Source organism: Pseudoxanthomonas mexicana (genome assembly GCF_046736355.1).
GTDB classification, from domain to species: domain Bacteria; phylum Pseudomonadota; class Gammaproteobacteria; order Xanthomonadales; family Xanthomonadaceae; genus Pseudoxanthomonas_A; species Pseudoxanthomonas_A mexicana_B.
The window spans coordinates 2,892,446-2,914,861 of the sequence record NZ_CP157201.1; the positions used below are offsets into that span (position 1 = coordinate 2,892,446).

Annotated in this window: 25 protein-coding genes; 17 read left to right on the top strand and 8 right to left on the bottom strand. The window is 70.8% G+C overall.

From position 1 onward, the window contains the following. Positions 1 to 18: 18 nt before the first annotated feature. Together AAG688_RS13310 and moaB are read left to right on the top strand one after the other, a co-directional pair. Positions 19 to 1,740, top strand: a complete 1,722-nt coding sequence (locus AAG688_RS13310; protein WP_411832714.1) for a tetratricopeptide repeat protein — start codon at positions 19 to 21, stop codon at positions 1,738 to 1,740. 164 nt (positions 1,741 to 1,904) lie between these two features. Continuing rightward, positions 1,905 to 2,420, top strand: coding sequence for a molybdenum cofactor biosynthesis protein B (moaB, locus tag AAG688_RS13315; RefSeq protein WP_411832715.1), 516 nt, complete (start codon positions 1,905 to 1,907; stop codon positions 2,418 to 2,420). A gap of 53 nt (positions 2,421 to 2,473) precedes the next feature. Here moaB and AAG688_RS13320 read toward each other — a convergent pair whose 3' ends face one another. From AAG688_RS13320 to AAG688_RS13330, 3 genes are read right to left on the bottom strand one after another with little or no spacing between them, the layout of a single operon-like run. Beyond that, a complete protein-coding gene (locus AAG688_RS13320; RefSeq protein ID WP_411832716.1) occupies positions 2,474 to 2,746 on the bottom strand; it encodes an acylphosphatase in 273 nt (90 codons plus the stop codon). After that, positions 2,743 to 3,309, bottom strand: a complete 567-nt coding sequence (locus tag AAG688_RS13325) for a TlpA family protein disulfide reductase (protein WP_411832717.1) — start codon at positions 3,307 to 3,309, stop codon at positions 2,743 to 2,745. The genes AAG688_RS13320 and AAG688_RS13325 overlap by 4 nt, the downstream gene beginning before the upstream one ends. Next, positions 3,306 to 4,583 carry a YihY family inner membrane protein gene (locus tag AAG688_RS13330; RefSeq protein ID WP_411832718.1) on the bottom strand — a complete coding sequence of 426 codons (1,278 nt, stop codon included), beginning with the start codon at positions 4,581 to 4,583 and terminating at the stop codon, positions 3,306 to 3,308. The genes AAG688_RS13325 and AAG688_RS13330 overlap by 4 nt, the downstream gene beginning before the upstream one ends. 74 nt (positions 4,584 to 4,657) lie before the next feature. Here AAG688_RS13330 and wrbA point away from each other — a divergent pair, with 74 nt between their 5' ends. The 4 genes from wrbA to AAG688_RS13350 are packed head-to-tail and all read left to right on the top strand — an operon-like array spanning position 4,658 to position 6,830. Beyond that, the gene (gene wrbA / locus AAG688_RS13335) at positions 4,658 to 5,251 is read left to right on the top strand and encodes an NAD(P)H:quinone oxidoreductase (protein ID WP_411832719.1); all 594 of its coding nucleotides are present in this window, start codon (positions 4,658 to 4,660) and stop codon (positions 5,249 to 5,251) included. After that, the gene (locus tag AAG688_RS13340) at positions 5,251 to 5,589 is read left to right on the top strand and encodes a DUF2069 domain-containing protein (RefSeq protein ID WP_411832720.1); all 339 of its coding nucleotides are present in this window, start codon (positions 5,251 to 5,253) and stop codon (positions 5,587 to 5,589) included. The genes wrbA and AAG688_RS13340 overlap by 1 nt, the downstream gene beginning before the upstream one ends. A 5-nt stretch (positions 5,590 to 5,594) precedes the next feature. Further along, positions 5,595 to 6,323 carry a hypothetical protein gene (locus AAG688_RS13345; RefSeq protein WP_411832721.1) on the top strand — a complete coding sequence of 243 codons (729 nt, stop codon included), beginning with the start codon at positions 5,595 to 5,597 and terminating at the stop codon, positions 6,321 to 6,323. A gap of 21 nt (positions 6,324 to 6,344) precedes the next feature. Continuing rightward, entirely contained in the window at positions 6,345 to 6,830 is a 486-nt protein-coding gene (locus tag AAG688_RS13350; RefSeq protein WP_411832722.1) for an asparaginase domain-containing protein, read from the top strand. Positions 6,831 to 6,968: 138 nt separating this feature from the next. Here the strand turns inward: AAG688_RS13350 and pip are convergent, their stop codons facing one another. Both pip and prmC read right to left on the bottom strand, forming a co-directional pair. Further along, entirely contained in the window at positions 6,969 to 7,910 is a 942-nt protein-coding gene (gene pip / locus AAG688_RS13355; RefSeq protein ID WP_411832723.1) for a prolyl aminopeptidase, read from the bottom strand. A gap of 65 nt (positions 7,911 to 7,975) precedes the next feature. Continuing rightward, complete coding sequence (prmC, locus tag AAG688_RS13360) at positions 7,976 to 8,827, bottom strand: peptide chain release factor N(5)-glutamine methyltransferase (RefSeq protein WP_411832724.1); 852 nt, start codon at positions 8,825 to 8,827, stop codon at positions 7,976 to 7,978. A 404-nt stretch (positions 8,828 to 9,231) separates the two neighbouring features. On the opposite strand from prmC, the gene ahpC reads away from it, so the two are divergent. The 5 genes from ahpC (at position 9,232) to AAG688_RS13385 (ending at position 14,275) form a co-directional block, all read left to right on the top strand. Then, complete coding sequence (ahpC, locus tag AAG688_RS13365; protein WP_411832726.1) at positions 9,232 to 9,795, top strand: alkyl hydroperoxide reductase subunit C; 564 nt, start codon at positions 9,232 to 9,234, stop codon at positions 9,793 to 9,795. Positions 9,796 to 10,026: 231 nt separating this feature from the next. Further along, on the top strand, positions 10,027 to 11,616 hold the full coding sequence (gene ahpF, locus AAG688_RS13370; RefSeq protein ID WP_411832727.1) for an alkyl hydroperoxide reductase subunit F: 1,590 nt from the start codon (positions 10,027 to 10,029) through the stop codon (positions 11,614 to 11,616). A gap of 102 nt (positions 11,617 to 11,718) precedes the next feature. Continuing rightward, positions 11,719 to 12,681 carry a LysR substrate-binding domain-containing protein gene (locus tag AAG688_RS13375; RefSeq protein WP_411832728.1) on the top strand — a complete coding sequence of 321 codons (963 nt, stop codon included), beginning with the start codon at positions 11,719 to 11,721 and terminating at the stop codon, positions 12,679 to 12,681. A gap of 119 nt (positions 12,682 to 12,800) precedes the next feature. Beyond that, entirely contained in the window at positions 12,801 to 13,232 is a 432-nt protein-coding gene (gene rnk / locus AAG688_RS13380; RefSeq protein WP_411832729.1) for a nucleoside diphosphate kinase regulator, read from the top strand. A gap of 59 nt (positions 13,233 to 13,291) precedes the next feature. Continuing rightward, complete coding sequence (locus AAG688_RS13385) at positions 13,292 to 14,275, top strand: transaldolase (RefSeq protein WP_411832730.1); 984 nt, start codon at positions 13,292 to 13,294, stop codon at positions 14,273 to 14,275. A gap of 90 nt (positions 14,276 to 14,365) precedes the next feature. Here the strand turns inward: AAG688_RS13385 and msrA are convergent, their stop codons facing one another. Both msrA and AAG688_RS13395 read right to left on the bottom strand, forming a co-directional pair. After that, positions 14,366 to 15,016 carry a peptide-methionine (S)-S-oxide reductase MsrA gene (msrA, locus tag AAG688_RS13390; RefSeq protein ID WP_411832731.1) on the bottom strand — a complete coding sequence of 217 codons (651 nt, stop codon included), beginning with the start codon at positions 15,014 to 15,016 and terminating at the stop codon, positions 14,366 to 14,368. Between the two features lie 18 nt (positions 15,017 to 15,034). Then, entirely contained in the window at positions 15,035 to 15,304 is a 270-nt protein-coding gene (locus AAG688_RS13395) for a DUF2007 domain-containing protein (protein ID WP_411832732.1), read from the bottom strand. A 120-nt stretch (positions 15,305 to 15,424) separates the two neighbouring features. On the opposite strand from AAG688_RS13395, the gene AAG688_RS13400 reads away from it, so the two are divergent. From AAG688_RS13400 to AAG688_RS13425, 6 genes are all read left to right on the top strand, one after another. Continuing rightward, positions 15,425 to 17,173: a glutamine--tRNA ligase/YqeY domain fusion protein gene (locus AAG688_RS13400; protein ID WP_411832733.1), complete on the top strand. Its 1,749-nt coding sequence runs from the start codon at positions 15,425 to 15,427 to the stop codon at positions 17,171 to 17,173. Between the two features lie 82 nt (positions 17,174 to 17,255). After that, a complete protein-coding gene (locus tag AAG688_RS13405; protein ID WP_411832735.1) occupies positions 17,256 to 17,609 on the top strand; it encodes a hypothetical protein in 354 nt (117 codons plus the stop codon). An 80-nt stretch (positions 17,610 to 17,689) separates the two neighbouring features. Then, on the top strand, positions 17,690 to 18,250 hold the full coding sequence (locus AAG688_RS13410) for a nucleoside deaminase (protein WP_411832736.1): 561 nt from the start codon (positions 17,690 to 17,692) through the stop codon (positions 18,248 to 18,250). A 213-nt stretch (positions 18,251 to 18,463) separates the two neighbouring features. Beyond that, positions 18,464 to 19,507: a 23S rRNA (cytidine(2498)-2'-O)-methyltransferase RlmM gene (rlmM, locus tag AAG688_RS13415; protein ID WP_411835012.1), complete on the top strand. Its 1,044-nt coding sequence runs from the start codon at positions 18,464 to 18,466 to the stop codon at positions 19,505 to 19,507. A 110-nt stretch (positions 19,508 to 19,617) separates the two neighbouring features. Continuing rightward, a complete protein-coding gene (locus tag AAG688_RS13420; RefSeq protein WP_411832737.1) occupies positions 19,618 to 20,385 on the top strand; it encodes a hypothetical protein in 768 nt (255 codons plus the stop codon). A 231-nt stretch (positions 20,386 to 20,616) separates the two neighbouring features. Beyond that, positions 20,617 to 21,552, top strand: a complete 936-nt coding sequence (locus tag AAG688_RS13425) for an SMP-30/gluconolactonase/LRE family protein (protein ID WP_411832739.1) — start codon at positions 20,617 to 20,619, stop codon at positions 21,550 to 21,552. Between the two features lie 13 nt (positions 21,553 to 21,565). Here AAG688_RS13425 and AAG688_RS13430 read toward each other — a convergent pair whose 3' ends face one another. Next, positions 21,566 to 22,342, bottom strand: a complete 777-nt coding sequence (locus AAG688_RS13430) for an SGNH/GDSL hydrolase family protein (RefSeq protein ID WP_411832740.1) — start codon at positions 22,340 to 22,342, stop codon at positions 21,566 to 21,568. Positions 22,343 to 22,416: the final 74 nt, after the last annotated feature.

Consider the following 22,416-nt stretch of genomic DNA (forward strand, 5'->3'; position numbering starts at 1 on the left):
GCTGCGCTCTTCCCTGCAATGACCGGCGCCATCCCGACCGCACTGTCGCGCCTGCGCGCCGAAGTCGCGCGCCAGCCGCAGGACTTCATCGCCTGGGTGATGCTGGCCGAGGCCGAGCTGGATCACGGCGACAGCGCCGCCGGCATCGCCGCCGCGCAGCGCGCGCTGGCGCTGCGTCCGGAGCATCCGGAGGCGCTCGCCCGGCTGGGACGCGCGTACTGGATGCGCAAGCGCCATGCGGAAGCCGTGCAGTGCCTGGAGCGCGCGGCGGCGCAGGCGCCGCAGCACCCGGGCATCGCACTGTGGCTGGGCCATGCGCTGGAGGACGCCGGCCGCGCCGAGGACGCCGCGCGCGCCTATGAACAGGCCTACCGGCTGCTGCCGCAGCAGCCGATGATCGCCGCGCACTTGCTCAACTGGCGACGCCGGCTGTGCGACTGGCGCGACCTCGACGCGCTGTCGGCGCAGGTACGGCGCGCGGTGGCGCAGGGACAGGGTGCGATCGAGCCGTTCGCCTTCCTCAGCGAGGACGCCGCGCCCGCCGAGCAGCTGGCCTGCGCAAGGCTGCGCGCCAGGGAGATCGCCGCGCAGGTGCGGCCGCTGCCGCCGGCCGCGCCCCTGGCCGGCGGACCGGTGCGGCTGGGTTTCCTGTCCAACGGCTTCGGCAACCATCCGACCGGGCTGTTGACCGTGCGGCTGTTCGAGGAACTGCGTCGGCGCGACGAGGTCGAGATCCACCTGTTCGCGCTCAACGGCGACGACGGCAGCCCGATCCGCCAGCGCCTGCACGCCGCCGCGCATGGCCTGCACGAGGTGGCCGGGCAGTCGCACGCACACATCGCCGGCGCGATCCGCCAGGCCGCCGTCGAGGTGCTGTTCGACCTGCGCGGCTGGGGCGGCGGCGGCGCGCCGGAGGTGCTGGCGATGCGGCCGGCGCTGGTGCAGGTCAACTGGCTGGCCTATCCCGGCACCTCGGGCGCGCCGTGGATCGACTACGTGCTGGCCGATCGCTTCGTGCTGCCGGAGGCGCGCCGCGCGCACCACTCCGAGGCGGTGGCGTGGCTGCCGCGCTGCTTCCAGCCTTCCGACACCGCGCGCACCGTCGAGGCCCCGCCCCCGCGCGAGGAATGCGGACTGCCCGCGCAGGGCGTGGTGTTCGCCTGCTTCAACAACAGCTACAAGATCAATCCGCGCAGCTTCTCGCGGATGCTGGCGATACTGGCGCGGGTGCCCGGCAGCGTGCTGTGGCTGCTGTCTGGACCGGGCCAGGCCGACGCGCGGCTGCGCGAGCAGGCCCGGCGCGGCGGCGTCGATCCGGCGCGGCTGGTGTTCATGCGCAAGCTGCCGCATGCGCAGTACCTGGCGCGCTACCGCCACGCCGACCTGTTCCTCGACACCCATCCGTACAACGCGCACACCACCGCCTCCGACGCGCTGTGGGCTGGCTGCCCGCTGCTGACCTGCCCCGGCGAGACCTTCGCCGCGCGCGTGGCCGGCAGCCTCAACCACCACCTCGGCATGGAAGCGATGAACGTCGCCGACGATGCGGCCTTCGTCGCCCGCGCCGTCGCGCTGGGCAACGACGCGGACGCGCTGGCGGCGCTGAAGGCGCGGCTGGCCGAACGCCGCGCACAGGCCGGGTTGTTCGACATGGCGGGCTTCGCCGGCGATTTCGCCGCCGTCGCGCGGGCGATGGCGCAGCGCCACCGTGCCGGCCTGGCGCCGGCGGCGTTCGCCTGATTCCATTGCATCGGATCCGTGGGAGCGACGTGAGTCGCGACGGATTGTCGATACGGCCCATCGCGACTCGCGTCGCTCCCACAGGATGAGGAGGCGGGTACGTCCGATGCAGGGCATGCACCCTCCGTCACCGCTCGGCGACGGAAATGATCTAGGCTACGGGCATGGGATACGACCGCTTCATACCGCTTGATCTGTGCGTGCTGACCGTGTCGGACACACGCACGCTCGACGACGACGCCTCCGGCGACTACCTGGCGCAGGCCGCGCAGCAAGCCGGCCACCGCCTCGCCGAGCGCGCCCTGGTCCGCGACGACGTCTACCAGATGCGCGCGATCGTCTCGCGCTGGATCGCCGAGGCGCAGGTGGACGGCATCCTGGTCACCGGCGGCACCGGCTTCACCGGGCGCGACAGCACGCCCGAGGCGCTGGCGCCGCTGCTGGACAAGCAGATGCCCGGCTTCGGCGAGCTGTTCCGCGCGATCAGCTTCGAGGAGATCGGCGGCTCGTCGATGCAGTCGCGCGCCTTCGCCGGGTTGGCCAACGGCACCTTCGTGTTCTGCCTGCCCGGCTCCACTTCGGCCTGCCGCACCGCCTGGGAGAAGCTGATCCGCGCGCAATTGGACCTGCGCACGCGCCCGTGCAACCTGGCCGCGCTGCGGCCGCGGCTGCGCGAATAGCGCGTTGCCCGCTTCCTTTGCAATCCATCCGTCTCTCGCCGCGGACCGCGCCTTCAGCCGGTGACGAAGCCCTCGCCCACCGGCGCGGCGTGTTCGCCTCTTTCGACACCGTCCACCTTGGCCTGCGGCGGGCCCTGCCAGAGCCAGCGCGCCAGTTGCTCGATGGCGCCGGCGTCGCCGGCGACGATCACCTCGACGCGGCCGTCCGGCAGGTTGATCGCGCTGCCGCGCAGGCCCAATGCCTGCGCCCGTTCGCGGGTGGCGGCGCGGTAGAACACGCCCTGCACGCGCCCGGACACGACGAAGCGCGCGGCCGCTGCGCTCATGCGCCGTGCGCCGGCCCGCCGGCCGCGGCGATCGCCTTCTCCAGATCCTCGGCGGTCACCGGCCCGGCGTAGCGCTTGACCACGCGGCCGTCGGGTGCGATCAGGTAGGTCATCGGCAGGCCGCGCGGGGTGGCGAAGTCGGCCGGCGGGTCGTAGACGTCGACGATGGCCACCGGATAGACGACCGGACGCTCGCGCAGGAACGCCTGCATCGTCTCCGGCTCGATTTCCTCGTAGGCCAGGCCGATCACCTCGACGTGCTCGCGCATCGCGTCGAGCGCGGACAGTTCCGGCATCTCCTTCAGGCACGGTGCGCACCAGGTCGCCCAGAAGTTCACCACAACCCAGCGGCCGCGCCGCTCGGCCAGGTCGTAGCGCTGGCCGTCCACGGTCTGCACGACCAGTTCGGGCACCGTGGCGGTGCCGTCGGCGTCGCGTTCCTTGTCGGCGGCGGGCGGCGTCGCCTGCGCGGCGGGGGCCTGCGCCGGTTGCGGATCGCTGGCGCCGCCTTGGCAGGCGCCAAGCGCCAGGGCCACCAGCAGCGGCAATGCGTATCGGGTCATGCGGGGGTTCCTGAAGGGGGACGGTAGAGATCGCTGACCCTGCGCTTGAGCAGGTCGCGCAGCGGCACGCGCAGGTCGTCCAGCGCCATGCGCACGTCGCAGCCCAGTGCGTCGTCGTGCAGCGGCAGGTGCGCCTCGGCGATGGGGATGCGCAGGTGGCAGGCTTCGTACAGTTCGGCCAGGGTCATCCCGTCCAGGTCGCGCGACAGCAGCCATTCGCCGTCCTCGGCGCGGCGCAGCAGGTTGATGCCGGCGAGCTGGCCGAGCATCTGCTGGATCAGCGAGTCGGTCAGGATCGGCTCCAGCGCCAGGATCTGCTCACTGTGCAGGCCGCGCCCTTCCGCGCGCGCCTGCTGGAAGCGGCCGAGCATGCGCAGCAGCCCGTAGATCTCGTAGCCCAGCGGCAGGCGCATCGCCGCCGGCTGGTAGCGGAACGCCGCCATGCCCGAGGCCAGCGACGCGCCGAGCAGGATCGACACCCAGCACAGGTAGATCCACATCAGCAGGATCGGCACCGAGGCGACCGCGCCGTACAGCTTCTGGTAGGTGTTGAAGGTGGCGAAGTAGAAGCCCAGCGCCCACTTCATCAGCTCCAGCAGCACCGTGGCCAGCAGCGCGCCGGCCAAGGCGTGGCGCAGCTGCACCGTGCGGTGCGGCACCACCCGGTAGATGGCGGCGATGGCGGCGAACTCGATCAGCACCGGCGTCAGCGTCAGCGCCAGCGTCTGCACCACCCGGCCCTGCGAGGTGGCGAACAGCGGCAGCGCGAAGAAGCGCGCCGACATCGCCAGCGAGGCCGCCGCCACCAGCGCGCCCAGCGTCAGCACCGTCCAGTACACCAGGAAGCGGCTCAGCCGCGGCCGCGCCGAGGACACCCGCCAGATGTGGTTGAAGGTGGATTCGATGCTGTTGAGCGTGATCAGCAGCGAGATCACCAGCACGATCACGCCGACCGCGGTGAGCTGGCCGGCGCTGTCGAGGAAGCGCTTGAGGTAGGCCTCGGCCGAGCGCGCCGCGTTGGGCACGAAGTTGGAGAACACGTAGTGGCTGAGCTGGTCGCTCCAGTCGCCGAACTGGGGGAACGCCGACAGCACGCCGAACACCACCATCGCCAGCGGCACCAGCGCGAACAGGGTCGTGTAGGCCAGCGACGCCGAGGCCTGGAACAGCCGGTCGTCGAGGAAGCGCCGGGCCAGGAACCGCGCGAAGGCGCCGGCGCGGGCACGGTCGCGCAGGCGTTCGCTCCAGCGGTTGATCGAGTCCAGCGGCTCCATCGGCGCAGGTTAACCGATGCGCCGCGCGGCCGACATCGCCGATACTGTGCGGCCCTTCCTGCGAGCGGTGCGCGATGCCCGACATCCTGGTGCTCTACTACAGCCGCGGCGGCTCGGTCGCGCGCCTGGCCCGGCACATCGCCCGCGGCGTCGGCGAGATCGACGGCATGAACGCGCGCCTGCGCACCGTGCCGCCGGTGGTCGCCGCCACCCAGGCCGCGCTGCCGCCGGTGCCGGAGGACGGCGCGCCCTACGTGCAGCCGCGCGACCTGGCCGAATGCGCCGGGCTGGTGCTGGGCAGCCCGACCCGCTTCGGCGCGATGGCCGCGCCGCTGAAGCACTTCATCGACGGGCTCGGCGCCGAGTGGGCCAGCGGCACGCTGGTGGACAAGCCGGCGGCGGTGTTCACCTCGACCGCGACGATGCACGGCGGCCAGGAGGCGACGCTGCTGTCGATGCAGATCCCGCTGCTGCACCACGGCTGCGTGATCGTCGGCATCCCCTTCACCGAGCCGCTGCTGAGCACCACCCGCAGCGGCGGCACGCCGTATGGCGCCAGCCACGTCGCCGGCGGCGACGACGATCCGCAGCCCAGCGAGGAGGAAGCCGCGCTGGCGCGCGCGCTGGGCCGCCGCGTGGCCGAGGTCGCGCGCAGGCTGCAACGCTGATGGCGGCGCTCGCGTCCCGGCGCCTGCTCGGTGCCGCCCTGCTTGCGCTGGCCGCGCTGTACCTGGCCTGGTTCCACGACGGCCGCAACTTCATCGCCGCGCTGCTGGTGTTCGTCCTGCCACCGCTGCTGCTGGCGCTTCCGGCCTGGCGGGGCGGCCGGCGCGCCGCCTTCTGGGCCGGGGTGCTGGCGCTGTTCTGGTTCAGCCACGGGGTGATGGCCGCATGGACGGATCCCCGGCAGCGCCTGTTCGCCTGGGCCGAAATCCTGCTTGCCCTGGGCGTGATTGCAACCTCCAGCTGGCCCGGCCTGCGCGCGCGCTTCGGTCGCCGCAGATGAGGTTCATGGCACCGGCCCTGCTGGCGACGCTGGCCGCGCTGCCGATGCTGGCTGCAGCGGCGGACGCGATGGCCAACCCGCTTGCCGGCGAGTACTGCCAGCCGCAGCCAGAACAGCGCGTGCGCAACCGCGACGGCAGTCACCTCGGCGTGGCCACCACCTGTCCGCTCCCGGGCACCCGGCGCCACCGCTTGACGCTGTACTGCGCCGACGGCCAGCGCTGCGATCGCCTGCATGTCGACCAGCCCAGCGAGCAAGCATCGACCGGCCATGTGGCGTTGCTGGACCTGGAAGGCGATGGCATGCACGAGGCCGAGGTCCGCGGCATGTGCGGCGCCGGCCCCAACTGCGAGGGCGACGTCTACCGGATCGATCCGCACCGCCGCAAGCTGCTGCATTTCTTCAGCGGCGGTTATGCCGAGCTGTCCGTGCGCGAAGGCTGGCTGGTCGAGGCCGGCCGCGCCAGTTGCTGCGCCTGGGAGTTCCATGCCTGGGACTTGTCGCGTCCGCATGAACTCCCGCTTCGGTACGACAACATGGATTTGATGGTGCGGGTCGGAGCGCACGGCGACGGCGACGGTGGCGTCGAAGCCGCGGATTGCACCTTCCTGCGGCCAAGCGGCGATAATTGGCGCGTCGTGGCCCCGCCCTCCCAGGCACTGGAAGGCATCTGCGAGCACTATGGCGAGCCGTACACGCTGACACCCCCAGATACTGCGCCGGACGATCCCTGAGTGCCGGCAGGAGTGATGAAGATGGAAGAACTGCTGATCGTCACCACCGGTGGCACGATCGACAAGATCTATTTCGACGACAAGTCCGACTTCCAGGTCGGCGAGCCGCAGATCGGCCGCATCCTGCAGGAGCTGGGTGTGGCGTTCCGCTTCAGCGTGATCCCGATCATCCGCAAGGATTCGCTGCACATCAGCGACGCCGATCGCGAACTGGTCCGCGCCACCGTCGCCGCGCAGTCGGCCCGGCACGTGCTGATCACCCACGGCACCGACAGCATGGTCGAGACCGCGCGCGTGCTGGCGTCGATCGAAGGCAAGACCATCGTGCTGACCGGCGCGCTGAACCCGGCGCGCTTCCGCGGCTCGGACGCCGAGTTCAACATCGGCTGCGCGGTCGGCGCGGTGCAGTCGCTGCCGCCCGGCGTCTACATCGCGATGAACGGCCGCATCTGGGATCCGGCGCGGGTGCGCAAGAACGTGGCGGCCAACCGCTTCGAGGCGATCTGATGCACACCGCGTGAACCCTGTAGGGCCGAGCTTGCTCGGCTGCACGGGGTTTGGAAACCGAAGCAGCCGAGCAAGCTCGGTCCTACAGGCTGCGCGGCTCAGGCCACCGGGATGTCGTCGGCCCCGTCCGCGCTGCGGTCAGGCGAAGCCGTCGGTCGCGCGCACCAGCGCATCGGTGTTCTCGGCCTCGAAGGCGGAATGGCCCGAGGCCGGGGTGATTTCCAGCTTCGCCTTCGGCCAGGCCTTGTGCAGGTCCCAGGCGTTGCCCAGCGGGCAGACCACGTCGTAGCGGCCGTGCACGATCACCCCGGGGATGTCGGCGATGCGGTGGACGTCGCGCAGCAGCTGGTCCTCGACCTCGAAGAAGCCGCCGTTGACGAAGTAGTGGTTCTCGATGCGCGCGAACGCCAGCGCGAACTTCGGATCCTCGTGGCTGTCGACGAAGTCGGTATCCACGTGCAGGAAGCTGGTCGCGCCTTCCCACACGCTCCAGGCGCGCGCGGCGGCCAGCCGGGTCGCCTCGTCGTCACTGGTCAGCCGGCGGTGGAAGGCGGAGATCAGGTCATGGCGCTCGACCGGCGGGATCGCCGCGACGTAGTGCTCCCACGCATCCGGGAACAGCCGGCTGGCGCCTTCCTGGTAGAACCATTCCAGCTCCCAGCGGCGCAGCATGAAGATGCCGCGCAGCACCAGCTCGGTCACCCGCTGCGGGTGCGCCTGCGCGTAGGCCAGCGCCAGCGTCGAGCCCCAGCTGCCGCCGAACACCTGCCAGCGCTCGATGCACAGCTTCTGGCGCAGCTTCTCGATGTCGGCGACCAGGTGCCAGGTGGTGTTGTCGACCAGATCCGCATGCGGGGTCGAACGGCCGGAGCCGCGCTGGTCGAACAGCACGATGCGGTACCGGGCCGGGTCGTGGAAGCGCCGCATCTTGGCGCTGATGCCGCCGCCCGGCCCGCCGTGCAGCAGCACCACCGGCTTGCCGTCGGGATTGCCGCACTGCTCGTAGTACAGCGTATGGCGGTCGTCGACCGCGAGGGTGCCGGTGTCGAACGGTTCGATCTCGGGATAGAGCGTGCGCATGCCCAGACTCGCTGCGATGAAGCGGAGGATTCTAGCGCAGGCGTCCGTTGACGGCCGCCCGCGTCCTACCCCGGCATGCGCCCGAGACTGACGCGATCGCGCTGCTCCAGATCGCGCGCCGTCTCCACCTTGACCAGCCCGGCCGCCGCCAGCAGCGCGCGCACGGCCGCGCCCTGGTCCCGGCCGTGCTCCAGCAGCAGCCAGCCGCCGGGCACCAGGTGGCGCGGCGCCGCCGCGGCGATCGCGCGGATCGCATCCAGCCCGTCCGCGCCCGACGACAGCGCCCGCGCCGGCTCGTGCGGCAGATCGCCCTGCGCCAGGTGCGGATCGCCCTCGGCGATGTAGGGCGGATTGCTGGCGAGCAGGTCGAAGCGCTCGCCGCCCAGCGCCTGGCACCAGTCGCCGCGGCGGAACCAGACGTTGTCCAGCGCGTGCGCCTGCGCGTTGCGCACCGCCACCGCCAGCGTGGCCTTGTCGACGTCGGTGGCGACCACCGCCGCCAGCGGGCGCTCGCTGGCGATCGCCAGCGCGATGGCGCCGCTGCCGGTGCCCAGGTCGGCCACCCGCGCCGGCCTGTCCGCAAGCAGCCGGGCCAGCGCCAGTTCCACCAGCAGTTCGGTTTCCGGGCGCGGGATCAGCGTTTGCGGGGTGACCTCCAGGTCCAGCGTCCAGAACCCGCGCCGGCCGAGGATGTAGGCCAGCGGCTCGCCGGCCAGCCGCCGCGCCAGCAGCGCCAGGAAGGTTTCCCGCACCGCCTCGGGCACCGGCTCGGTGCCGTGCGCGAACAGCCAGGCGCGATCGCGACCGAGCGCGTGCAGCAGCAGGCGCTCGGCGTCATGGCGGGCGTCGGGCGCCGGCAGGCGGGCGACCGCCTCGCGCAACAGGGCGTCGGGGCGGGGCAAGGCGGGAGTCGTCACCCGCGCATGGTAGCCGACGCCCGGCCCGCGCCCCGGCAATGCACCGCACCATCGCCGTGTCCTATCGGTGGGAACGCGCCGGCAAGCATGGCAGGACGCGGACTGGACCGTGGCGGAAATCCGCGCGGAGGCGTCCCGGCCGCCACCGGCCTCCCGTTGGCAGTGAGCATTCCAGGCGGTAATGCAAAGGAAAACAGAAGGTTGCGGGTTGTCGCCCCGGTTTTTTTCCTGCCGCCTTGCGGCGGGCATGGAGCGGCTTGCTCCCAGGATGAACAGGCATTGAACGCCACTGATAGTCAAACACTATCGATTCGATATCATCAATCAATTTGAGGAATCAATAGGCTCTGCCTAACATGTTCCCTGTTTTCTCCACCCCTTCACCCCACCAAGAGGATTGCTCCATGTCCCTGATCAACACCCAGGTCCAACCCTTCAAGGCCACCGCCTACCAGAACGGCGAGTTCATCGAGGTCACCGACGCCAGCCTGAAGGGCAAGTGGTCCGTCCTCATCTTCATGCCGGCCGCCTTCACCTTCAATTGCCCGACCGAGGTCGAGGACGCCGCCAACAACTACGCCGAGTTCCAGAAGGCCGGCGCCGAGGTCTACATCGTCACCACCGACACCCACTTCTCGCACAAGGTGTGGCACGAGACCTCGCCGGCCGTGGGCAAGGCGCAGTTCCCGCTGGTCGGCGACCCGACCCACCAGCTGACCCGCGCCTTCGGCGTGCACATCGACGAAGAGGGCCTGGCCCTGCGCGGCACCTTCATCATCAACCCGGAAGGCGTGATCAAGACCCTGGAAGTCCACGACAACGCCATCGCTCGCGACGTCAGCGAGACCCTGCGCAAGCTCAAGGCCGCCCAGTTCGTCGCCGCCAACCCGGGCCAGGTCTGCCCGGCCAAGTGGAAGGAAGGCGCGCAGACCATCGCCCCCTCGCTGGACCTGGTCGGCAAGATCTAAGGCTCCACCCCGGCATCCGCCGTGCCCCGCCGGCCAGACCGCGGGCACGGCGCGGTACCGCAAACCGCCGTCTCCGGGCCACGCGCCCGGAGGCCGGCCCGAAACGGACGCTTGCAGCAGCGGCCTGTGCCGCTCGCCTGGTTCCCTCTCCCGCCGGATGCGTACCGGCGCGGGCCGCTGCTGCAAGTGCCCTGCCCTTCCCCCTTTCCGCCATCCCCGGAGCCATCCCCCATGCTGGACGCCAACCTCAAGACCCAGTTGAAGGCCTACATGGAAAAGGCCGTGCGCCCGATCCACATCACCGCCTGGCTGGACGACAGCGACGGCTCGACCGAACTGCAGTCGCTGCTGCGCGACCTGGTCGAGGTGTCGGACCGGATCACCGTCAGCGAGCAGCGCGGCGGCGACGAGCGCACGCCCTCGTTCGCGCTGACCAGCCCGGGCCACGACATCCACCTGCGCTTCGCCGGCCTGCCGATGGGCCACGAGTTCACCTCGCTGGTGCTGGCGCTGCTGCAGGTGGGCGGGCACCCGTCCAAGGTGGCGCAGGACGTGATCGAGCAGATCAAGGCGCTCGATGGCGACTACCGCTTCGAAACCTATTTCTCGCTGTCGTGCCAGAACTGCCCGGACGTGGTGCAGGCGCTGAACCTGATGGCCGTGCTCAACCCGCGCATCCGCCACGTCGCCATCGACGGCGCGCTGTTCCAGGCCGAGGTGGAGAAGCGCGAGGTGATGTCGGTCCCGATGGTCTTCCTCAACGGCGAGGTGTTCGGCGCCGGCCGCATGGGCGTGGAGGAAATCGTCGCCAGGCTCGACACCAACGCCGCCGCGCGCGAGGCCGAAAAGATCAAGACCAAGGCGCCGTTCGACGTGCTGGTGGTCGGCGGCGGCCCGGCCGGCGCGGCGGCGGCCGTCTACGCCGCGCGCAAGGGCATCCGCACCGGCGTGGCGGCCGAGCGCTTCGGCGGCCAGGTGCTGGACACCCTGTCCATCGAGAACTTCATCTCGGTGCCGCATACCGAAGGCCCGAAGCTGGCCGCGGCGCTGGAGCAGCACGTGCGCGGATACGACGTCGACGTGATGAACCTGCAGCGCGCCGAGGCGCTGCTGCCGGCAGGCGCCGACGGGCTGATCGAAGTGAAGCTGGCCAACGGCGCCTCGCTGAAGTCGAAGACGGTGATCCTGTCCACCGGCGCGCGCTGGCGGCAGATGAACGTGCCCGGCGAGAACGAATACCGCAACAAGGGCGTGGCCTACTGCCCGCACTGCGACGGCCCGCTGTTCAAGGGCAAGCGCGTGGCGGTGATCGGCGGCGGCAATTCCGGCGTGGAGGCGGCCATCGACCTGGCCGGCATCGTCGCCCACGTCACCCTGATCGAGTTCGACGCCAGGCTGCGCGCCGACGAGGTGCTGCAGCGCAAGCTGCGCAGCCTGCCCAACGTGCGCATCGTCACCGGCGCGCAGACCACCGAGGTGCTGGGCGACGGCGGCAAGGTCACCGGCCTGGTCTACCGCGACCGCGAGGGCGGCGATTCGCACCGGGTCGAGCTGGAAGGCGTGTTCGTGCAGATCGGCCTGCTGCCCAACACCGAGTGGCTCAAGGGCGTGGTGGATCTGTCCGCGCGCGGCGAGATCCTCGTCGACGAGCGCGGCCAGACCAACGTGGCCGGCGTGTTCGCCGCCGGCGACTGCACCACGGTGCCGTACAAGCAGATCGTCATCGCGATGGGCGAGGGTTCCAAGGCCGCGCTGGGCGCGTTCGACCACCTGATCCGCGCCAGCGCACCGACGCCGGCGCCGGAGACGATCGCGGCCTGACCGGCGGCGTGGCCGGCCCGGCAATCCGGCCGGGCCGCGGCGTACATTGGGGTAGCGGGAAGCCGCGGCGGCGAGCCGCGGCAGTACCTGGGGAGAGAACAGATGAACCTGCGGGACCTGAAGTACCTGGTGGCCCTGGCCGACCACAAGCATTTCGGCCACGCCGCGGCGGCGTGCTTCGTCAGCCAGCCGACCCTGTCGACCCAGATCCGCAAGCTCGAGGACGAGCTGGGCGTGTCGCTGGTCGAGCGCGCGCCGCGCAAGGTCATGCTGACCCCGGCCGGGCGCGACGCCGCCGACCGCGCGCGCCGCATCGTCGCCGAGGTCGACCAGATGAAGGAGGCCGCGCGCCGCAGCCGCGACCCCGAGGCCGGCACGGTGCGGCTGGGCATCTTCCCCACGCTGGCGCCGTACCTGCTGCCGCACGTCATCCCGCACATCCGCGAGCGCTTCCCCAAGCTGGAGCTGCTGCTGGTCGAGGAAAAGAGCGACGTGCTGCTGTCGCGCCTGCGCGAGGGCAAGCTGGACGCCGGCCTGCTGGCGCTGCCGGTGCACGACGACCAGTTGCATGCCGAATTCCTGTTCGAGGAACCGTTCGTGCTGGCGGTGCCCGAGTCGCATCCGCTGGCGCGGCGCGAGGCGCTCACGCTGGAGGAACTGAACGACCAGCAGTTGCTGCTGCTGGAGGACGGCCACTGCCTGCGCGAGCAGGCGCTGGACGTGTGCCGCATCGCCGGCGCCAGCGAATCCGAGTTCCGCGCCACCAGCCTGGAGACCCTGCGGCAGATGGTCGCCGCCGACGTCGGCATCACCCTGCTGCCGTCGCTGGCGGTCAAGCCGCCAGTGGCGCGCCCGCGCAACATCCGCCTGCTGCCCTTCAGCGACAGCGCGCCCAGCCGTCGCATCGCGATGGTGTGGCGGCGCAGTTCGGCGATGGGCGGCTTCCTGGCCGAGCTGGCCAAGGTGTTCCAGCAGCTGCCGGCGGACCTTTTCAGCATCGACGCCGCGGTGGCCCCGCCGCCGCTCCCCGCCGCCGCGCCCCGCCCCCGCCGCAGCGCGGCTTGAACCCCGCGCGGACAGCCGCTACGGTAGCGGCAACCGGAAAAACAGGTTCGATGGGCGCCGTGGCGACGCGGCGCCCATCTGCTTTTCCGAAGGCCCCACCCCCAATCAAGGAAACCCCGATGGAAACCCAACCCAGCAGCGGCCTGCCGCCCTCGATCATCGTCTCCGAGCGCGACTTCAACCGGCTCGAACAACTGCTCGACTCGCCCGCCCTGCGCCGCCTGCCGGCCGCGCTGGCGCTGATGGAAGAGCTCAACCGCGCCGACGTGCGCACCGTCGAGGCCATGCCCGACAACGTGGTGACGATGCACTCGACGGTCGAATGCATCGACGAGCTGACCGGCGAAAGCCACCGCCTGACCCTGGTCTATCCGCACGAGGCCGAAGTCGAGCGCGGCCGCGTCTCGGTGCTGGCGCCGGTGGGCACCGCGCTGCTGGGCCTGTCCACCGGCCAGAGCATCGACTGGCAGACCGCCAGCGGGCGGATGCTGCGCCTGCGCGTGACCGCCATCACCTACCAACCCGAGGCCAGCGGCGACTTCTTCCGCTGAGGCGGCGCACGCTCCCCCGAGGCATACTGCCCGGCCTGTTTTCCCCCACGGATCACCCGATGACCGCCGCCCCCGCCCCGTCCAAGCTCGATCAATTGCGCCAACTCTCCGTCGTGGTCGCCGACACCGGCGATTACGACGCGATCAAGCGCCTGAAGCCGGTGGACTGCACCACCAACCCCACCCTGGTGAAGAAGGCGCTGGACCTGCCGGTCTACGCCGGCCTGATCGAGCGCGAGCTGGCCTGGGCGCGCGGCCGCGGCGAAGACCACGATGCGCTGGTCGGGGAGATCGCCGATCGCCTGACCGTCGGCGTCGGCGCGATGCTGGCCGGGCTGGTGCCCGGCCGGGTATCCACCGAGGTCGATGCCGACCAGGCCCACGACACCGCGGCCACCGTGGCCAAGGCGCGCAAGTTCGTCGCCATGTACGCCGAGCGCGGCATCCCGCGCGAGAAGGTGCTGATCAAGATCGCCGCCACCTGGGAAGGCGTGGAGGCCGCGCGCCAGCTGCAGGCCGAGGGCATCGACTGCAACCTGACCCTGATCTTCAACCCGACCCAGGCCATCGCCTGCGCCGAGGCCGGGGCGTTCCTGATTTCGCCCTTCGTCGGCCGCATCCTCGACTGGTACGTCGCCAACGGCCAGCCACCGGCCAGCATCGACGACGATCCGGGAGTGAAGTTCGTGCGCGGCGTCTACGCCGAATTCAAGAAGCGCGGCTCGCCGACCGTGGTGATGGGCGCCTCGTTCCGCTCCACCGCGCAGATCGAGGCGCTGGCCGGCTGCGATCGCCTGACCATCTCGCCGGATCTGCTGGAGAAGCTGGCCGCCGACCCCGGCGAACTGCCGCGCAGGCTCTCCCCCGACGCCGCCGACGCAGTCGCCACCACGGCAGTCGATGCGGCGCGCTTCGCCACCGACCTGGCCGCCGATGCGATGGCCCGCGAGAAGCTGCGCGACGGCATCGCCGCCTTCGCCGCCGATCTGGAAGCGCTACGGCAGACCATCCGCCAGCGGCTGGGCCAGGCCGCCACGGCGTAGAGCGGAGCTTGCTCCGCTGCTTTCCGGGTTGCCCGGGAGCCGGGCAAGTTCGACTCTACGTGAGGTTCCGCCGCAGCAGGACGGAAGGCATCAGGCATCCGGCCCCACCGCGCAAACCACCCCGGTGCCGCGCAGCCCGCAATAGCCGCCGGGATGCTTGGACAGGTACTGCTGGTGCGCGTCCTCGGCGTAATGGAACGGCGGCGCCGGGAAGACGATCCCGGTGGTGATGTCGCCATGCCCGGCCGCGTGCAGAAGCCGCTGGTACGCCGCGCGGCTGGCCAGCGCGGCATCGTATTGCGCCTGCGTGGTGCAATGGATGACCGAACGGTACTGGGTGCCGAGATCGTTGCCCTGGCGCATGCCCTGGGTCGGGTCATGGCTTTCCCAGAACACGCGCAGCAGCGCCTCGAACGTGATCAGCGCCGGATCCCAGGTAACCAGCACCACCTCCGCGTGCCCGGTCATGCCGGAACAGACTTCCTCGTAGGTGGGGTTGGGCGTCGGCCCGCCCGCATAGCCGGCCGCGGTGCTGACCACGCCGGGCTGCTGCCAGAAGCGGCGCTCGGCGCCCCAGAAGCAGCCCATGCCGAACTGCGCCTGCTGCATGCCGACAAAGGCGTCGCGCAACGGCGCGCCGTTGACGTGGTGGACGTTGTGCAGCGGCAGCGGCCGGTCGCGGCCGGGCAGTGCTTCTCCTTCACGCGGCAGGCGTTGCTTCCAGGCTCCGATTCCCGGCATGGCGGTTTCCTCGCGGGTTCAGGCGGGCAGGATGCCGGGCTCGCCGGCATCCTCGTCCCAGGCAGGGTCTTCGGGCGCGGCCCCCAGGTCGAGCGCGGCGATGATGTCCTGCGCCTGTCCGGCCGCCGCATCCGGCACGCAGACCCGCAGCATGCCGAACACCGGCAGCTCGCCCATGCCGCCGAGCAGCGATTCGCCGAGCACGAAGGCCGGCAAGCCCGCCTCTTCCAGCGCGTGCCGGACCAGGTGGGCATCGAACAGGTGATTGGCGCGGTAGACGATCTGCATGCGGGCCTCCTGCGCGCAGCATACGCGCCGGCGCGGTGAACGTCGCATGCCCGCCACGGCGCGGCCCGGCCGGCGACCGGACCGGCTAAACTTGCGGTTTTCCGCGCCCTCCTGCCCGCAATGTCCGATTCCCCCGCCTCCACCGCTGCCGGCGAAACCCCGGAAAAGCGCGATTTCATCCGCCAGATCGTCCGCGAGGACCTGGCCGGCGGAAAGCACACCGCCATCCGCACGCGCTTCCCGCCCGAGCCCAACGGCTACCTGCACATCGGCCACGCCAAGGCGATCTGCCTGGACTTCGGCATCGCCGCCGAGTTCGGTGGGCGCTGCAACCTGCGCTTCGACGACACCAACCCCGCCAAGGAGGATCCGGAGTTCGTCGCCGCCATCCAGGACGACGTGCGCTGGCTGGGCTTCCAGTGGGCCGAGCTGCGCCACGCCTCGGACTACTTCGACGTCTACTACCTGGCCGCGCAGAAGCTGATCCGTGACGGCAAGGCCTTCGTCTGCGATCTCAGCGCCGAGGAAGTGCGCCAGTACCGCGGCAGCCTGACCGAGCCGGGCCGCGATTCGCCGTACCGCGAGCGCGGCGTCGAGGAGAACCTGGACCTGTTCGCGCGCATGCGCGCCGGCGAGTTCCCCGATGGCGCGCGCACGCTGCGCGCGAAGATCGACATGGCCAGCGGCAACATCAACCTGCGCGACCCGGCGCTGTACCGGATCAAGCACGTCGAGCACCAGAACACCGGCGACGCCTGGCCGATCTACCCGATGTACGACTTCGCCCACGCGCTGGGCGACGCCGTCGAGGGCATCACCCACTCGCTGTGCACGCTGGAATTCGAGGATCACCGCCCGCTGTACGACTGGTGCGTGGACAACGTCGACCTGGCCGGCCATCCGGAACTGCTGGAGCCACTGCTCGCCAGGGGCCTGCCGAAGGAGGCGGGCAAACCGCGCCAGATCGAGTTCTCGCGCCTGAACATCAACTACACGGTGATGAGCAAGCGCAAGCTGACCACGCTGGTGGGCGAAGGACTGGTCGACGGCTGGGACGATCCGCGCATGTACACCTTGCAGGGCCTGCGCCGCCGCGGCTACACGCCGGCCGCGCTGCGGCTGCTGGTCGATCGCGTCGGCATCAGCAAGCAGAACTCGGTGATCGACTTCTCGGTGCTGGAGGGCTGCCTGCGCGAGGACCTGGACGCGCATGCGCCGCGCCGCATGGCGGTGATCGATCCGCTGAAGCTGGTGCTGGCCAACCTGCCGGAGGATCACGAGGAGTCGCTGACCTTCTCCAACCATCCCAAGGACGAGTCGTTCGGCCAGCGCCAGGTGCCGTTCTCGCGCGAGCTGTGGATCGAGCGCGAGGACTTCGCCGAAGTGCCGCCGAAGGGCTGGAAGCGGCTGGTGCCCGGCGGCGAAGTGCGCCTGCGCGGGGCCGGCATCGCCCGCGTGGACGAGGTGGTCAAGAACGACGCCGGCGAGATCGTCGAACTGCGCGGCTGGCTGGATCCCGAATCGCGCCCCGGCATGGAGGGCGCCAACCGCAAGGTCAAGGGCACCATCCACTGGGTCAGCGCGCGGCACGCGGTGGAAGCGGAAATCCGCCTGTACGACCGCCTGTTCACCGTCGCCGACCCGGACGACGAGTCCGGAGGCAAGAGCTACCGCGACCATCTCAACCCCGACTCGCGCCGCACCGTGACTGGCCATGTCGAGCCCGCCGCCGCGCAGGCCGCGCCGGAGCAGTCGTTCCAGTTCGAGCGGCTGGGCTACTTCGTCGCCGATCGCCGCGACCACGCGCCCGCGCGACCGGTGTTCAACCGCAGCGTGACGCTGCGCGACACCTGGGCCGACAAGGGCTGAGGGCGCGTCGCCGGCGCGGTTCACGCCGCGCCCGCGCCGGCCGGCTGAAGCTGCCGCCACCCTCGACCCGTGGAGCACGGACATGCTGCGATCGTTCCTCATCGCCGTCGCGACGGCGCTGGTCCTGGCGGCCTGCGCGGCGCCTTCCTCGACCTCGCCGAGCGCCGACGCGCCGCCGATGTCCTCGCCCACGCCGCCGCGCGCGGCAACGACCCCGGTGCAGCTCGACTTCAGCTGCCGCAGCAATGCCGACTGCGCGGTCAAGGACGTCGGCAACTGCTGCGGCGCGATGCCGGCCTGCGTCAACAAGGACAGCCCGACCGATCCGCAGGCGGTGCAGGCGCAGTGCGCCAGGAGCGGCATGGCCGGCATCTGCGGCTTCCGCGAGATCAAGGCCTGCCAATGCGTCAACAGCCGCTGCGAGGCGGTCGACTGACGCCGCGCGGCCTGCGCGCCTCCTTCCCTTCTTCCGCCCGCATCATGCGGGCGTAGGCAACATCGCAAGGAACGAACCGAATGCTGTACGCGCAGGTCCACCTCACCCTGCCGGCCTGGGTGCACGAGGCCGTCGACACCGCCGCGACCTTCGACGACGACGCGGCCAAGGTCGCGCTGGCGATCGATCTGTCGCGCCGCAACGTCGACGCCGCCAGCGGCGGGCCGTTCGGCGCGGTGGTGTTCGGCCCGGATCACCGCGTCATCGCCGTCGGCGTCAACCGGGTGATGCCGCATGCGTGCTCGCTGGCGCACGCGGAGAACATGGCCTACATGCTGGCCCAGCAGCGCCTGCAGACCCCGCGGTTGAACGAGCGGATGGCCCCGATCACGCTGGCCAGCTCGTCGCAGCCCTGCTGCCAGTGCTACGGCGCCACCGTGTGGGCCGGCATCGACCGCCTGCTGATCGGCGCGCGCGCCGAGGACGTGATGGAACTGACCGAGTTCGACGAAGGCCCGCTGCCGGCCGACTGGATCGGCGAGCTGAACCGGCGCGGCATCGAGGTCGTGCGCGATCTGCAACGCGACGCCGCGCGCGAGGTGCTGCGCGCTTATGGGGAATCCGGTGGCGATCGCTATTAAGACCATGACCGCCTCCTCCCCCGCCTGCGGGGGAGGGTTGGGGTGGGGGCCGGCCGGCGCCCTCGTCCTTGCCCATCCGCTGGACGCCCGCGCGACGGCACGGTTCGCCCATCGCAATCCGCATCGGACACCCGCTTTCGCGGCTTCGTCCCGCCCCCATCCCGGCCTTCCCCCGCAAGCGGGGGAAGGGGCCGCTTCGCCGCGATGACGGCCATGAACGGGCTGCTGTGCTATTGCCGCCAGGGCTTCGAGCCGGAACTGGCCGCCGAACTGACCGAGCGCGCCGCGCAGGCCGGCATCGCCGCCTATGCGCGCGCCAACCGCAACGACGGCTACGCGCTGCTGCTGGGCGAGGACGGCGCGGCGATGCAGCGCGCGCTGCCGTGGCGCGATCTGATCTTCGCGCGGCAGAAGCTGCGCCTGCTGGCCGAACTGCGCGGGCTGGACCCGCGCGATCGCATCACCCCGCTGCTGGCCGCGCTCGAAGGCGCCGGCCGCTTCGGCGAGATGTGGATCGAGCATCCCGATTCGGACGAAGGCAAGCCGCTGGCCGGGCTGGCGCGCAGCTTCGGCAACGCGCTGCGGCCGGCGCTGCGCAAGGCCGGCGTGCTGACCGCCGCCGCCGACGCGCGCCTGCCGCGCCTGCACGTGACCTTCGTGCGCGGCGATCACGCCTTCGCCTCCAGCGCCGACCCGCGCGACGGCGCGCCGTGGCCGCTCGGCATCCCGCGGCTGAAGCTGCTGCCGGACGCACCGTCGCGGTCGGCGCTGAAGCTGGAGGAGGCGCTGCTGTCGCTGCTCGACGAGGACGAGCGCGCACGCCTGCTGCGCGCCGGCATGACCGCCGCCGATCTCGGCGCCGCGCCCGGCGGCTGGACCTGGGTGCTGATCCGCCACCACCTGCGCGTGAGCGCGATCGACAACGGCCCGCTGCGCCAGCACGTGCTCGACAGTGACCTGGTCGAGCACCTGCGAGCCGACGGCTTCCACTGGAAGCCGACCCAGCCGCTGGACTGGATGGTCTGCGACATGGTCGAACAGCCGCGCCGCGTGGCCGAGCGCATGGCCACCTGGATCCGCGAAGGCTGGTGCCGGCACGCGATCTTCAACCTCAAGCTGCCGATGAAGAAGCGCTGGGACGAGACCCGGCTGTGCCTGGACCTGTTCGCCGCGCAGGCGGGCAAGCCGCTGACCGTGCGCGCGCGCCAGCTCTACCACGACCGCGAGGAGATCACGGTGTTCGCGACGCCGCGATGATTGGCTTCATGGGTGCCTCGCCAATCCGTTCGCTGCATGGAGCGTTGACTTGCGCCTGCCGGCAGGCTTGAATTTTCCGGCGGCCCATCCGGGGAAAACAGGAGCATGGCGTGAGACCAGGGAAGCCCGTACTGGGATTTGTCGTCCTGCTCGCCGCCGCGGCGGCATTGCTTTTCCTTTCCAGAAACGAAGCAGGCAAGGCCCCGCCGTCATCACCCGTGGAAATGACCGCGATGAATGCGGAAGACACGGCAAGACGACACGATGCAATCGACCCGGTACAAACCGCCGCAATGCGGGCTTCAAGCCCGCGGGATTCATCGCCGCGCATCGGCGATCCGCTGTCAGGGGCAAGGACGGACGCCGAGCTGGCATGGTTGCGTCGCAATGGCTATCCCTCGAACGAGGCGGCGCAGCAAGCAGCATCGCAGCGCGGAATCGGCGTTCGACTGGATCGATCTCGTGCGCTGGATCCCTCCACCATTCTCGATGCGGAGCAGCTCGCGCTTCTTGAGCCAGAACGGCGCCAGGAGGCGTTGGAATTCCTGTCCGAATCCGCCCGGATGGGCTCCATCTACGCGCTCGAGGCGCTCTCCCGCAGCTACCAGGGCGGCGGATCGCCCGACCCGGTTCGCGCAGCCGCCTACTTGAAGGCATCGGAACTGCGCGGCAACTGGCCGGCCGGGGCGATGCAGGGGATGATCGAACTCACCCCTCAGCAACGGATGTACGCCACATTGATGGCGCACCAGATCATCCGGGACATGCAACTGGCCCGTGCACGCGCGGGCCTGCCTCCGCTGGGCATCGACACGCGTCCCGGGCTCGATGCCTTGATCCGAGAAATCCAGGCGCAGGCCGCGCCGGGGACGCGCTGAAGCAAATGGTCGCCCGGATCCGCGCAAGCTGAGTCGCAATCGCGACGACCGCAGTAGCGGCCATTCCGCGACCATGATGCGCGCTTGCCGGGACACGCCGTGACTCACGGATGACCCGCGGCTGCCGTCATGGCGTTCTCCCGAACATGTCCGGTACAACCTGCGCAACTCCCGCATCGAAGGCGGAAAGCGCTGGCTATACTCGCCGTCCGTTTCCGCAGGAATGACCGGATGCAGCGTCGCCTGATGCCCGTCGCCATCGTCGCGCTGCTGTGCGCGCTCGCGGCCTGCCGGCACGCGGCGATCTCGCCCGCTCCCGTGGCGGAGACGGAACCGCTCTGGCTGGCGCGCGATTACGTCGGCGACGGCGTGTTCACCGAAGGCATCGAGGGGCCGGCGGTCGGGCCGGACGGCGCGCTGTACGCGGCCAACTTCGCCCGCGAGGGCACCATCGGCCGCGTCGTCGCGCAGGCGGACGGCAGCGGCGATGCCGCGCTGTTCGTCGAACTGCCCGAGGGCAGCACCGGCAACGGCATCCGCTTCGATCGGCAGGGCCTGATGTACGTGGCCGACTACCGCGGCCACAACGTGCTGCGCATCGATCCGCGCACGCGCGCGGTGGCGGTGTTCGCGCACGAGCCGCGCATGCACCAGCCCAACGACCTGGCCATCGCCCCGGACGGCACGCTGTACGCCAGCGATCCGCGCTGGAGCCACGGCGACGGGCAGTTGTGGCGCATCGACCGCGACGGCCGCGCGCACCTGCTGGAGACCGGCATGGGCACGACCAACGGCGTGGAGGTCTCGCCGGACGGCAGGACCCTGTACGTCAACGAGAGCGTGCAGCGCAACGTCTGGCGATACGACCTGTCGCCCGATGGCGGCGTCGCCGGCAAGCGGCTGCTGATCCGCTTCGACGATCACGGCCTGGACGGCATGCGCACCGACGCGGCGGGCAACCTCTACATCGCCCGCTACGATGCCGGTGGGGTGGCGGTCGTGTCGCCCGATGGCGTGCTGCTTCGGGAAATACCGCTGAAGGGCCGCAAGCCGACCAATGTCGCCTTCGGCGGCGCGGACGGCCGCACCGTCTACGTCACCTTGCAGGATCGCGGCGCGATCGAGGCGTTCCGGGTGGACACGCCGGGGCGCGAGGCCGGCCGCTGACGCGCCGGTATTCCTATTCCGCTTCCAGCGCCAGATCGATGGCCTGCCGGGCCAGCGGCGCCATCACCGCATAACCCGCCGGCGTGGGATGCACGCCGTCCGCCGCCCATTTCTCATCCAGTCCGCCCTCGGCGTTCGCCAGGGCACCGTGGTAGTCCAGGTACACCGCGCCGGATTCGCGCGCGTATTGCGCGATCCATGCGTTCAGCGCGCGGATCTTCGTGGCCGGCTGATGGCCCGGGCGCCACGGGTATGCGCTGGCCGGCAGCACCGACGCCAGCACCACGCGGATGCCGTTGGCCTGCGCCAGCTGCGTCATCGAGCGCAGGTTGTCCCCGATCATCTCGAGCGTGGCCGGCCCGGTGTTGCCGGCGATGTCATTGGTGCCGGCGAGGATGACCACCACCTCGGGATGCAATGCGATGACGTCCTGGCGGAAGCGCACCAGCATCTGCGCGGTGGTCTGGCCGGAGATGCCGCGGTTCACGTAAGGCAGGCCGGGGAAGAACGTCGTGCCCGGTATGCGACCCCAGCCGTCGGTGATGGAATCGCCGTAGAAAACCACGCGCCCCGGTTCGCGGGGCGGCAGCCGTGCGTTGTCCTCGCGGTAACGGGCCAGGCCGGGCCAGTCCAGCAGGCGCTGCTGCATGGCCTGCACGCGCCCGGGCGCCAGCGACGCTGGCGGCGCCAGGTAGTCCGGTTCCACCGCTAGCGCCTGCCCGTCCGCCTGCGCCATCGTCGCCATGCCCAACCCGCCCGCCATCAACGCCACCGCCAGCCAAGTCTTCATCCGCGTTCTTCCTCCAGTCGTGCGATCACCCTACGCGATCCGGTGGCCGCGGGCACGTGGCGCGACGGCGGGAT

Excerpts from the sequence above, each read along its gene's own strand:
- AAG688_RS13375 (WP_411832728.1), top strand. The coding sequence starts at position 11,719 with ATGAACCTGCGGGACCTGAAGTACCTGGTGGCCCTGGCCGACCACAAG.
- AAG688_RS13350 (WP_411832722.1), top strand. The coding sequence starts at position 6,345 with ATGGAAGAACTGCTGATCGTCACCACCGGTGGCACGATCGACAAGATC.
- msrA (WP_411832731.1), bottom strand. The coding sequence starts at position 15,016 with ATGCCGGGAATCGGAGCCTGGAAGCAACGCCTGCCGCGTGAAGGAGAA.
- rlmM (WP_411835012.1), top strand. The coding sequence starts at position 18,464 with ATGAACGGGCTGCTGTGCTATTGCCGCCAGGGCTTCGAGCCGGAACTG.
- AAG688_RS13325 (WP_411832717.1), bottom strand. The coding sequence starts at position 3,309 with ATGACCCGATACGCATTGCCGCTGCTGGTGGCCCTGGCGCTTGGCGCC.
- wrbA (WP_411832719.1), top strand. The coding sequence starts at position 4,658 with ATGCCCGACATCCTGGTGCTCTACTACAGCCGCGGCGGCTCGGTCGCG.
- pip (WP_411832723.1), bottom strand. The coding sequence starts at position 7,910 with ATGCGCACGCTCTATCCCGAGATCGAACCGTTCGACACCGGCACCCTC.
- AAG688_RS13425 (WP_411832739.1), top strand. The coding sequence starts at position 20,617 with ATGCAGCGTCGCCTGATGCCCGTCGCCATCGTCGCGCTGCTGTGCGCG.
- AAG688_RS13385 (WP_411832730.1), top strand. The coding sequence starts at position 13,292 with ATGACCGCCGCCCCCGCCCCGTCCAAGCTCGATCAATTGCGCCAACTC.
- AAG688_RS13330 (WP_411832718.1), bottom strand. The coding sequence starts at position 4,583 with ATGGAGCCGCTGGACTCGATCAACCGCTGGAGCGAACGCCTGCGCGAC.
- AAG688_RS13405 (WP_411832735.1), top strand. The coding sequence starts at position 17,256 with ATGCTGCGATCGTTCCTCATCGCCGTCGCGACGGCGCTGGTCCTGGCG.
- AAG688_RS13410 (WP_411832736.1), top strand. The coding sequence starts at position 17,690 with ATGCTGTACGCGCAGGTCCACCTCACCCTGCCGGCCTGGGTGCACGAG.
- moaB (WP_411832715.1), top strand. The coding sequence starts at position 1,905 with ATGGGATACGACCGCTTCATACCGCTTGATCTGTGCGTGCTGACCGTG.
- ahpF (WP_411832727.1), top strand. The coding sequence starts at position 10,027 with ATGCTGGACGCCAACCTCAAGACCCAGTTGAAGGCCTACATGGAAAAG.
- AAG688_RS13400 (WP_411832733.1), top strand. The coding sequence starts at position 15,425 with ATGTCCGATTCCCCCGCCTCCACCGCTGCCGGCGAAACCCCGGAAAAG.
- AAG688_RS13395 (WP_411832732.1), bottom strand. The coding sequence starts at position 15,304 with ATGCAGATCGTCTACCGCGCCAATCACCTGTTCGATGCCCACCTGGTC.
- rnk (WP_411832729.1), top strand. The coding sequence starts at position 12,801 with ATGGAAACCCAACCCAGCAGCGGCCTGCCGCCCTCGATCATCGTCTCC.
- AAG688_RS13340 (WP_411832720.1), top strand. The coding sequence starts at position 5,251 with ATGGCGGCGCTCGCGTCCCGGCGCCTGCTCGGTGCCGCCCTGCTTGCG.
- ahpC (WP_411832726.1), top strand. The coding sequence starts at position 9,232 with ATGTCCCTGATCAACACCCAGGTCCAACCCTTCAAGGCCACCGCCTAC.
- AAG688_RS13430 (WP_411832740.1), bottom strand. The coding sequence starts at position 22,342 with ATGAAGACTTGGCTGGCGGTGGCGTTGATGGCGGGCGGGTTGGGCATG.
- AAG688_RS13310 (WP_411832714.1), top strand. The coding sequence starts at position 19 with ATGACCGGCGCCATCCCGACCGCACTGTCGCGCCTGCGCGCCGAAGTC.
- AAG688_RS13320 (WP_411832716.1), bottom strand. The coding sequence starts at position 2,746 with ATGAGCGCAGCGGCCGCGCGCTTCGTCGTGTCCGGGCGCGTGCAGGGC.
- AAG688_RS13345 (WP_411832721.1), top strand. The coding sequence starts at position 5,595 with ATGGCACCGGCCCTGCTGGCGACGCTGGCCGCGCTGCCGATGCTGGCT.